This is a genomic window from Anaerolinea thermophila, assembly GCF_020723905.1.
Classification (GTDB): Bacteria; Chloroflexota; Anaerolineae; order Anaerolineales; family Anaerolineaceae; genus Anaerolinea; species Anaerolinea thermophila_A.
Genome location: NZ_DYHZ01000001.1, coordinates 206,953 through 216,412, shown reverse-complemented (window position 1 = coordinate 216,412; position 9,460 = coordinate 206,953). Strand labels below are relative to the sequence as shown.

Here is a 9,460-nt window from a genome sequence, read left to right as displayed (position 1 = left end):
ATCAGGCGGGTTGAGCCGCCTGTTGGGAGCGGCTTTCCAGTTCATGAACGGCCTGAACGATGAGATGAGCCGCCTGTTCCAGCGAGAGTTTGCCCGTGTTCAGCACCATGTGATAGAGCATGGGGTCTGCCCAGTTGGCTTCGTAAAAGCGCTTGATATAATCTGCCGATGCCGCGTCGCGCTCTTCAATCAGGTTCTGCGCCTGACGGCGGGGTTGAATATCGGCAAAACCACGATGGTTCTGTTCACGGATTTGCTGTTTGACGCGCAGGATGCGGTCTTCCAGAGGGGCTTCAATGCGCACATGCAGAGTATTGGGTTCGCTTTGCAGGATCACCTGCCCGCCGCGTCCTACAATCACCACATTGCCCTGGGCATGGGCGCTCTGGACGGCTCTCTGCACCAGGCGGAGGGCAGTTTCTTCGCTTAATTCCTGCTCCAGCAGATGCACATTGTATGGCTCCTCAACGATCCCGTAGGTAATCGAAATGGGAGCGGTGCGAGCAAATAATCTTTCCAGAAATCCGCGGACCCGGTAGTTATCTTCACTGTAATCAATGATTTCCTGTTCGGAAAGGCCGCTTTCTTTTGCCGCGTTGAGAATCATCCATTTATCAAACATGCGGTAATTCAGCATGTCTGCGACCATGCGGGCGATTTCGTCTCCACCACTGCCAAACTGACGTGAAATGGTGATCGTTGCCATACCACACCTCCATTTGAGTCACTGCTCAAGAACCCAAGAGGAAGGCGGGGGCAATTTGATAAATCAGGCTTGACGCTGATTCTCCGCCCGATTTTGTAGCCGTGCTATGCCGGGGAATTGTCTATACATAGAATAGCATATTCAGGCGAGAGATTCAATCCATTATGGGGGTGTTTCCAGGAATGATGTAACCAGGTCAGGGTAGTTGCATCCAATTTATGGAAACATATACGGAGGTTTTCATGAAACTGGCTTTTCCCACACAGGACGGCGAGACGATTTTTTCCCATTTTGGACAGGCGCGCTTTTTCAAAGTGCTTGAGGTGAAGGATGGGGTTGTGGTGAATGCGGAATTGCGTGAAAAAGAAGTCCATCTGCACCATGAGGATGAGCCTCATCACGAACACGGTGGGCATCATTCCCACGCCATGTTCGATTTGCTGAAAGATTGTGAGGTATTAATAGCAGGCGGGATGGGTACTCCTGCCTTTAACCGCGCCCAGGAACAGGGTCTGGAAGTGATTCTGACAGGGGAGCGCTCCATTGAAAAGGCATTGCAGGCGTATCTGCAAGGAACGCTTCATTCTGACCTGCGCCGTGTCCATGCACACTGATGCCTGGCACCTGCCTCGCGGGGCTTTTTATTCGGTACGGGTTACCTTAAAAATCGTGCGGGGACGGTCGGGATTGTACCCTTTGGCGAGCGTGAGGTAAAAAGTAAAAAGTTGAGCGGGAATGATGCTCACCAGAGGGGAGAGCCATTCAGGCACGCCCTCGGGAATGGGCAGGGCGGTAGTTGCCTGACGCAGGGCTTGCCGATCGTTGGAAATCATCACCGTCTCTGCCCTTAAATGTTGCAGTTGCTGGAAGGTTTGCCACACCGAAGGAAAAATTTTTCCCTGTGGGGCTGCAATGAGCACAGGAAAGCCTTCCTGGACCATGGCAATGGGACCATGCAGGAAATCTGCGGAGGAATAGGGTTCTGCTGCCACATAAGTCAGTTCTTTCAGTTTCAATGCCCATTCAAAGGCAGTGGCATAGTTATATCCACGCCCCAGCACCGCACAGCGCTCCATGTAGCGATAGCGCTGAACCGCCTGTTCGATTTTTTCCTCGTTTTGGAAGACAGCCTGTGACCATTCAGGCAAACGGTGCAGATCATCCCAGAGGGCAGACTCGCCGGCAAGCGCGGCAGAAAGCATGGCAATTGCCATCAACTGTGCCGTGTAGGTTTTGGTTGCGGCAACGGCTTTCTCTGCCCCCGCACAAATGTCAAAATGGTATTCCGCCGTTTGTGCCAGGGGGGAATCGGCTGCATTGGTGATTGCCAGTGTCAGGCATCCCTGGCGTTTTCCTTCTTCGATAACCTGCACGATATCAGGAGATTGTCCCGACTGGGAAATGCCCACCACCAGCGCCGCGCGCATTTTCGGCGGACTCTGATAGTACGTGAAGAGGGAAGGCGTTGCCAGCGCTACCGGCAGGGCATTGAACGCCCCCCAGAGATAGGTGGCGTAACGGGCGGCATTGTCTGAAGTTCCTCTTGCGGCGATGACCACATAATGGATCTGCCGTTCCCGAATGGTTTGTGCAATTTTTCGGGCGGTCTCTTGCTGGCTTTCCAGCAGATGGCTGAGGCGTTCGGGTTGTTCCAAAATTTCTTCTCGCAGATTCATACGACTCTCTTCAGTGTTCTACCCTTTCAATCCAGATACCACGACTCCCTCAAGGATGAAGCGCTGGGAGAAGAAAAATACCACCATCAGCGGGACGGTAGTCAGCACTGCTGCTGCCATGATGGTGGGCCATTGCTGAACGGTCAGATTGATATTGTACAGCGTGGAGACGTACACCGGCAGGGTATACAGGTCCACCGTTTGCAGGTACATCAGCGGGGTGAGCAGATTGTTCCAGAAACCAACAAACAGGAATGTGGCGACGGTTGCCAGCGGGGTTTTCATCAACGGCATGACGATTTCCCACCAGATTTGCAGGTGACTGGCGCCATCCACAAAGGCGGCTTCGTCCAACTCTTTGGGAATTTGCGCCATGGCTTGCCGGAGCAAAAACACCATTGCCGCACCACCCGCAAAGAAACCCGGAATGATCAGTGGTTTGAAGGTGCCAACCCAGCCCAGTTTATTGAAGAACACATATTGAGGCACAATCAGAGCCTGGGGGGGAATCATCATGGTAGAGAGCATGAGGAAAAACACCAGATTCTTGCCGGGCCACTCCACCCGGCTGAAAGCATATGCCACGAAGGCGATGGAAATCAGGGTGCCGGTGAGCGCCAGCGCGGTATAGAACACGGTGTTGAAATATGCGCGCAGGAAATCACTGTTCTGGAAGAGGCGCAGGTATGCCTGAAAGGTGGGGTGTGCAGGAATCCAGATGATGCCTGGGGCGTTGGTTTCTTCCAGAGTTTTTAGTGAGGAAGAAATCATCCACAGGAGGGGGAAACTCATCAGCACCGTCATGCCGGTGAGGAGGAAATACAACAGAACTCGCTGGAAAATATGAGTAGAGGTGCGCATGGTTTCTCCCTTAATAAAGTTCGTAAGTTACCCAGCGGTTTTGCAGGCGGAACTGAATCAGGGTGACAATCAAAATAAGGAGCATGATCAGCCATGAAATGGCAGACCCCATGCCAATTTCAAAATGACGGAAACTGACCTGCCAGAGATAATACACCATGGAAATAGCGGACGATACCAGTGGCTGGTTATCGCGATACAGCACGTAAATCGGCTCGAAAATCTGCAGGGTATTGATGGTTCCAACCACAAGGTTATAGAAAATATAGGGGGTGAGCAAAGGGAAGGTGATCTTCCAGAAGCGCTGGAAGCGGTTGGCGCCATCAACTTCAGCCGCCTCATGCAGTTCTTTTGGGATGTTATTTAAACCTGCCAGAAAAATCATCATCATTGCGCCGCATCCCCAGATCATCAACAGAATCACTGAGGTCTTTGACCACAGCGGGCTTTGAATCCACAGGGGCACGCGGTTAGGGGGTGGGAATCCGGCTTCCCAGATTTTCATCAGCAGGTTGAATTTTCCGCTCCCGATCCCGAGGAAAACCGCGCTGATAAGTTCCTGAATAAAGATGCCTGCCCGCAAAAGATAATCAAAGGGCGGAAAGGCACGGCTCAGAGCGCGCAGGATCTGATTGATAATGCCTGTGCCTGTGTTCAACATAAGCCGCCAGCACAGCAAAACAGCGGCGTTAAAACCGAGAATGACCGGCAGGTAGAATGCCATGCGGAAGATTTTTTCACCGCGCGCTTTCTGGTTCAGAATAACCGCCAGGAACAGGGCAACGGCGATTTGTAACGGCAGACCAACGACGACCAGAAAAAGGGTATTTACAATGGAGGCTCGAAAACTGGTGTCTTTCAACAGCAAGCGGGCGTAATTGCTGAACCCAACCCACTGTGGGCTGGCACCGGAGGCAATCCGGAAATCGGTGAATGACCAGTACAGCGAAGCCAGCAGGGGAAAGACCACGAAAATTAGAAAGCCAGTAATCCATGGGGCGGCAAATAAGTATCCTGCAAAGGTATCCTGTTGAACCTTTGGGGATGCACCACGCCAGCGTTGAATTTGCCGCGCCAGTACTGCCAGTCCGTAACTGGTCAGGACGATGAAGACTACCGTTAAACCTGCAGTCATCAGAGTGTCCAGGTAAGGGTTTTTCATCATGGGGCAAGCCTCCCTGCGGGGTTAAGAATCCGGTGGGAACAGGAAAAACTGCTCCCACCGGATCAGGGTCATGGGATTATTTCCCTAACGCGGCGGAGTATTCTTCCTGTATCTTCGCCACCACTTCCTCGGGGGTCAATTCTTCTGTGATGAGTTTACCCAGCGCATCTTGCATGATGGTGGACAACTTCGCCGATTCGAGGATACCAGCAAATCCTACCCCGTACTGCGATGCCAGTTCGGCTTCCCGCTTCAATTGCGGTGTATCGGTGACGTAGCCATAGTGCGCATCGTTGCGGGCAGGAATCAAGCCCATGGTCTCATTCCACTTGTGGTTGGCTTCTTTCGTGAACGCCAGTTTGAGCCAGTCTGCCGCCAGTTCTTTGTTGGGGCTGTATTCCGGCACTGCCAGCCAGTCATTGAACGCCAGAACCACCGGCTTGCTCTTGGGGAAGTTCACAGGATCGCCATAGAATGGATCAATGCTGATCTTCTCCCAGATCGGGCGGTTGAAGGGGGGCGCTGCCCAGCCGGAGTGTGCCAGGCAGACTGCACCGTTATCTTTTCCAGTCTCATCGTTTACGTCAATGACAGAGCCCTGACCGGTAGGCAGGGAACCCACTGCATTGGCATAGGGTCCGTAAGTTGCCTGACGCATTTCCAGCATCCATCGGGTGGTTGCCAGGGCTTCTGGCGAGTCAAAGTTCGGAGTGCCGTCGGCTTTATACAGTTCTCCGCCCAGCGAGAAGAATACCAGCAGCCACCACTGCCAGTCTGCCATGGAGCCGGCATCCACGGGCACAAGGGCTTGCTGAACCAGCGAGTTGGTTGCTGGATCGATGATGGTGGCTTTCTTGGCGAACTCGACCCATTCCGCAAAGTTCCTGGGTGTGCCCTTAGTCCATCCGGATTTTTCCATCAGGTCGGTTCGGCAGAAGACGTAGCGCGGGGCGGTGAAAATGGGCAAACCGCGTAATTTCCCCTTGTACTTTGCATTTTCCAGTGCCGGGCCAAAATTCTTAATCTCGGGCCAGGCGGCTTCGCCCAGGTAGGGTTCCATGTCGGCAAGACTTTCGCCGTAGAGGGTGTTCATCTCTGAGCCCAGGTTGATGATGTCTGGTCCCTGACCGGCGGCAAAGAAGCCGCTGAAAGTGGTATCCCATCCGGACCAGGACCCTTCGGTGATTTCCACTTTCACACCCGGATGAGCGGCTTCAAAGGCGGGGTTGATTTCGCTCTTCAGCCATGCAATGGTGTCCGGAGTGTAGTCCAGCAGGTAAATTTTCAGGGTTACCCCCGCCGCGGGCTGTTCAGGAACTTTAGTGGGTTCGGCTGGCTTTTCAACAGGTTGTTCTGCCGTCGGAGTGGCAGGCGTACCGCAGGCGCTGAGCACCAGGCTCAACAGCACCAGCAGAGTCAATCCAACACTCAAATGCTTTTTCATGGTTCCTTCTCCTTCTGAATCTCTTGTTACAGGTGAAAGGATGAGATAAATGTGGATGGATCGCTTCAATGTTGCCTGGAATCACCTCCTTTCGGGGTTGGGGATTCTCCCAGTCTTTGCAGACGCTTCAGCACGTCTTCCTGAAAGTGCTGGATGAGCGTAAGCGTCAGTTCGGTGGGAGAGAGTTGGGGTTGTTGCAACAATGGGGTGAGATCCATAGCAAAGGACATGCCCGTGGAGAGATCCACCCCATGAGATTCGAAATAGGTGGCGTTGGCGCGGCGGCGTCCCATGGTGGCAAGGTCGTAACGCTTTCCGCCGGCAATTTGCGAATCAAACACCCCCAGGAGGGCATATTGCAGGTTTTCATGCTGAGACACATCCAGCACGACTTTATCATTGTCCTCCATCCAGTCCAGCCCACGCCAGACCTCGCACCCCAGTACTCGCTGAGGGTGTTGCTCGACGGGCAAACGCCGCAGGGCAGAGAGGGTTCTCAGGGCCACCGCCACATGGGTATCGTGTTTATCGGCCAGGTTGTGGGTGTATACCTGTTGAGGATGTGTGGCTTGCAGGATAGCGAGCAAATCGGCAACGGGCGCTTCCAGAGTGCTGTCTTTGATGGCTTTGCTGGGATAATCCAGGAAGATTAATGCCGAATATTCCCCCACCACAGCCGCCTTGCGTTGTTCCTTGAAACGAATGAGGCGCATGTCCTCGTCGCTGGTCTGAGCGTATATACCATCGCGCGGTGATCCGCGTCCATCGGTGACAATGACGGCAGTAAACCACTGATCGCGGCGTTGAAAACAGGACAGAATCGGTTCTGCCGCCATAATTTCCACATCATCCTGATGCGCGGCAATGCACAAATGCGTGGTGCGCGCGAGCGCCTCTTCCACAGGTGCACCGTCGGGAATGAAGATTTCTGCGGATGGTTGATGGAACTTCATGGTTTGTCCTCCTTGATGAGTTCGGGTAAACTGGCGGCAGCCACCGATTGCCCTACACGGCGGATTTTTTCATCGGGTAAATGTACCTGAATGTGTTCCAGCAGATGGGGAAACTCTGCCTGCCACACCGAGCGAACGCCTTCCATGAGCAGATTGCCACCTTCCCCAGAGGTACAGCGCCCAAGGATGAGCACGTGTTTAATCTCGTAAAAGTCCGCATAATGCGCCAGCGCATATCCCAGATAGATGCCCATGGTTTGCCAGATGCGGACGGCTCCTTCGTGTCCTTCGTGCAGAAACTTCTGAACGAAAGCAAGGCGTTCGGCATCGGGAACATCCGGAGGGAGGGCAATGCCCACCATTGGAGCAAGTCGGAATACGCACTGTTGAGATAGATAACTGGCGCCGCATCCCCGGTCTCCCGACCACTCTTCGACCGGAGCCGAAGGACTGTAATCAATGGGAGCAAATGCCAGTTCGTTCAACCATCCTGTAATGGCACCCTGCGGATCCACATATCCCGCGGCTTCGCTGGAACCCAGCGCAATCCCCAGCACAGCGTTCTCGCCAATTGCCATGGATCCTGCCAGCGCGGTCACATCACCATCGTTGATGACTTCCAGCGGGACGCCCATTTCCGCCTGAAGCCGTTCAAAAAGTGTGTAAATTTCTCCAGAGTGTTCCTCGGGTACACTGCGAAAGAGTGATGCCACCCGTGGGCGGTTGTGGATATAAATGCCTGCCGCGCTTCCTCCAATGGCATCCACACGTGGCATTTTGCTGGCGGCAGTTTTCAGGGCAGTGAGGATTTCGCGGTAGTGATACGCTGGATCGGCGTGTTTGCGCGGTTCCCAGATCACCTCTTCGCTGTACACCGGCACGCCGTCCACCACCGCACTTACCTTGCGGTCGGATGCACCCAGGTCAAATCCAATGCGGCATCCTTCCAGATGCCTTCCAAGAGATCTGCGGGTTTCCCGGCTGGTGGGCACTTCCTCGAAGGCGCAGGGGAGCAGACGAAATGGCTGAGCATAGACTTTCTCCCCCAGAAATCGGGCATCGAAATGACGGGATCCGTTCTCTCCATATGTACGGGCAAGTTCCTGCGCAAGAGAAAGATTTCCCCCAATGTACACGGTGTGAGCGCCTCTTTGCCACAGTAAAAATTTCAATAAACGTTCGACATAGAAATAGTTCTGAACGGCAAGGGGATGGTCATCAGGGAAAACGCGGGTTTCAAACCGCGAAACCTGCCCGTCTTCTCGCTCCAGAGCAATTGCCAGCGGTACACCTGCTCCGCTCAGCCGTTTCTGAAAGGCATGGTTTGCCAGCACAGCCGGTCGGAAGGCTGAATCCAGGGGCGGTTTGATCAGTGGCTCGGGAAAGGGCAGGGTAGAACTCATCTTTTCAATGCTCCTGTAAGAACAAGACATCGTAATTTTCCAGCACCATGAATGCTGCCGCTCCTAAAATGCAAGCACGATAATCCAGGGATCCAATTTCCAGACAGGTATCCTGTACCAGTGGATGGAAGGCGGCTTTCTGCATGGATTGACGCACATTGTCCAGCCAGGTTTCGCCAAAACGGGTCATTTCGCCTGTCAGCACGATACAGTGGATGTTCAGCGCGCCCACCAGATGCGCCAGCGCTTCGCCAAGTGCATTGCCCGCCTCGGCAACGATGGACTGAAGGGCAGGGTCTCCATCTCCCCATCGTTCCAGCGCTTCAGACAGTGAGGATACCCCAGACCGACGGATGACTGCTCCTGCGCTGGCAATCGTTTCCAGACATCCCCGTTTGCCGCATCGGCACATATCCCCCTCGGGACGAACCACCACATGACCGATTTCCCCCGCCGCACTGCCATCGCCCTGAAACAGGCGCCCGTTGATGAGAATCCCCGCACCAATACCGTGGCGGATATTGACCACAACCAGATTGGAGCGCGAGGCATGTTTTCCGTAAACGAATTCTCCAATGGCGGTCGCCTGGCTGTCATTGAGAATGGAAACGGGCAGGTGAAAGCGCTCTTCCAGCAGATGTGCCAGCGGGAAATTCTCCCAGTCAAGGTTGACTGCCCGCAGTACGATTCCCTGTCGGGTGTGAATCAACCCGGGCGCGCCAATTCCAATGCCAACAATGGGACGCCAGTTCTTCGCTAACAGCCTTTCCAGCAGATTCATCACCAGCGCCAGGGCTTCTTCGGGGTTGTGTCGAAGAGCCGGAACCTGAATGGTCTCTTTAATATCTCCCCGTAAGTTCACCACTGAGGCGATGAAATGATCCTGCGCCAGATTGACGCCGATGAGAAAACGCGAATCGGGCACCAGGCTGAGCAGGATGGGTGATTTTCCCCCTATAGAAGCCCCCGTGCCCACTTCTTCGACAATCCCTTCAGCCAGCAATTCATTCACCAGTTCCGAAACCGTTGCGCGAGTTAACTGCGTTTTCCGGGCAATCTCGGCGCGGCTGATGGAATCGTGTTCAAAGATGGTTTTGAGCACCAGATTGCGATTATGGACTTTGGTTTGCTGATGGGTGGCTTTTTCCATAGGGGGTTATTGTTTGTTTATTGAACTTACAAAGTTATTGTATAAAAAATACAGGAAAAAGTCAATAGGTTTTTGACAAAATCTCTATTTCTTTCTTCCCGA

9 protein-coding genes are annotated in these 9,460 nt (G+C 53.7%); 1 reads left to right on the top strand and 8 read right to left on the bottom strand.

What is annotated here, in order from left to right; genetic code table 11:
* Window position 1: 1 nt before the first annotated feature.
* Window positions 2–706 carry an AAA family ATPase gene (locus tag LHF31_RS00945; RefSeq protein WP_298004893.1) on the bottom strand — a complete coding sequence of 235 codons (705 nt, stop codon included), beginning with the start codon at window positions 704–706 and terminating at the stop codon, window positions 2–4.
* A gap of 242 nt (window positions 707–948) precedes the next feature.
* Here LHF31_RS00945 and LHF31_RS00940 point away from each other — a divergent pair, with 242 nt between their 5' ends.
* Entirely contained in the window at window positions 949–1,320 is a 372-nt protein-coding gene (locus LHF31_RS00940) for a NifB/NifX family molybdenum-iron cluster-binding protein (protein ID WP_298004890.1), read from the top strand.
* A 27-nt stretch (window positions 1,321–1,347) separates the two neighbouring features.
* Here the strand turns inward: LHF31_RS00940 and LHF31_RS00935 are convergent, their stop codons facing one another.
* From LHF31_RS00935 to LHF31_RS00905, 7 genes are all read right to left on the bottom strand, one after another.
* On the bottom strand, window positions 1,348–2,382 hold the full coding sequence (locus LHF31_RS00935; protein ID WP_298004887.1) for an SIS domain-containing protein: 1,035 nt from the start codon (window positions 2,380–2,382) through the stop codon (window positions 1,348–1,350).
* Window positions 2,383–2,400: 18 nt separating this feature from the next.
* Window positions 2,401–3,243: a carbohydrate ABC transporter permease gene (locus tag LHF31_RS00930; RefSeq protein ID WP_298004885.1), complete on the bottom strand. Its 843-nt coding sequence runs from the start codon at window positions 3,241–3,243 to the stop codon at window positions 2,401–2,403.
* A gap of 10 nt (window positions 3,244–3,253) precedes the next feature.
* A complete protein-coding gene (locus tag LHF31_RS00925) occupies window positions 3,254–4,408 on the bottom strand; it encodes a carbohydrate ABC transporter permease (RefSeq protein ID WP_298004882.1) in 1,155 nt (384 codons plus the stop codon).
* Between the two features lie 76 nt (window positions 4,409–4,484).
* Window positions 4,485–5,852 (bottom strand): ABC transporter substrate-binding protein, encoded by a 1,368-nt coding sequence (locus LHF31_RS00920; protein ID WP_298004879.1) that lies wholly within the window; start codon window positions 5,850–5,852, stop codon window positions 4,485–4,487.
* A gap of 65 nt (window positions 5,853–5,917) precedes the next feature.
* Window positions 5,918–6,805, bottom strand: coding sequence for a PIG-L deacetylase family protein (locus tag LHF31_RS00915; RefSeq protein ID WP_298004876.1), 888 nt, complete (start codon window positions 6,803–6,805; stop codon window positions 5,918–5,920).
* The gene (locus tag LHF31_RS00910; RefSeq protein ID WP_298004873.1) at window positions 6,802–8,208 is read right to left on the bottom strand and encodes an ROK family protein; all 1,407 of its coding nucleotides are present in this window, start codon (window positions 8,206–8,208) and stop codon (window positions 6,802–6,804) included. The genes LHF31_RS00915 and LHF31_RS00910 overlap by 4 nt, the downstream gene beginning before the upstream one ends.
* 4 nt (window positions 8,209–8,212) lie before the next feature.
* On the bottom strand, window positions 8,213–9,358 hold the full coding sequence (locus tag LHF31_RS00905; RefSeq protein WP_298004870.1) for an ROK family transcriptional regulator: 1,146 nt from the start codon (window positions 9,356–9,358) through the stop codon (window positions 8,213–8,215).
* Window positions 9,359–9,460: the final 102 nt, after the last annotated feature.

Excerpts from the sequence above, each read along its gene's own strand:
- LHF31_RS00910 (WP_298004873.1), bottom strand. The coding sequence starts at position 8,208 with ATGAGTTCTACCCTGCCCTTTCCCGAGCCACTGATCAAACCGCCCCTG.
- LHF31_RS00920 (WP_298004879.1), bottom strand. The coding sequence starts at position 5,852 with ATGAAAAAGCATTTGAGTGTTGGATTGACTCTGCTGGTGCTGTTGAGC.
- LHF31_RS00935 (WP_298004887.1), bottom strand. The coding sequence starts at position 2,382 with ATGAATCTGCGAGAAGAAATTTTGGAACAACCCGAACGCCTCAGCCAT.
- LHF31_RS00915 (WP_298004876.1), bottom strand. The coding sequence starts at position 6,805 with ATGAAGTTCCATCAACCATCCGCAGAAATCTTCATTCCCGACGGTGCA.
- LHF31_RS00905 (WP_298004870.1), bottom strand. The coding sequence starts at position 9,358 with ATGGAAAAAGCCACCCATCAGCAAACCAAAGTCCATAATCGCAATCTG.
- LHF31_RS00945 (WP_298004893.1), bottom strand. The coding sequence starts at position 706 with ATGGCAACGATCACCATTTCACGTCAGTTTGGCAGTGGTGGAGACGAA.
- LHF31_RS00930 (WP_298004885.1), bottom strand. The coding sequence starts at position 3,243 with ATGCGCACCTCTACTCATATTTTCCAGCGAGTTCTGTTGTATTTCCTC.
- LHF31_RS00940 (WP_298004890.1), top strand. The coding sequence starts at position 949 with ATGAAACTGGCTTTTCCCACACAGGACGGCGAGACGATTTTTTCCCAT.
- LHF31_RS00925 (WP_298004882.1), bottom strand. The coding sequence starts at position 4,408 with ATGATGAAAAACCCTTACCTGGACACTCTGATGACTGCAGGTTTAACG.